We start from the raw sequence: 293 nt of genomic DNA, 5'->3' as shown, positions 1-293 counted from the left end.
GGGGAAATCCGCGCGACCATTTCCGGCCGTGACAAAACGGGAGACCTGGTTGATGCGTCGGCCAACCCGACAGGACCGGGCGAATACCGCTCCATTCATCTGGTGGATGTCATCGGGAATCTTACCGGCCCGTTCGGGCTGGCGGTATCGGCCGACGTGGATACGGGTGATCCATTTACCCTGGTCGCGGTCGATCCGGCCGAACCCGCGATGTCCACGATCGAAAAGCTGTCGCGCCAGCGCGGGGTTCTGGTCACGTCTGATGGCGTGGGCGGGATTATCCTGACGCAGGC

1 protein-coding gene is annotated in these 293 nt (G+C 63.1%); it reads left to right on the top strand.

The window, feature by feature from the left end; translation table 11 throughout:
• Positions 1–293, top strand: a 293-nt coding sequence (locus tag HNH97_RS16735) for a hypothetical protein (RefSeq protein WP_216657701.1), incomplete at both ends; no start/stop codon positions are given.

This window comes from Gluconacetobacter entanii (assembly GCF_013155425.1).
In the GTDB taxonomy this organism is placed as follows: domain Bacteria; phylum Pseudomonadota; class Alphaproteobacteria; order Acetobacterales; family Acetobacteraceae; genus Novacetimonas; species Novacetimonas entanii.
The sequence above is the reverse complement of the archived record's forward strand: the minus strand, read 5'-3'. Positions and strand labels throughout refer to the sequence as shown.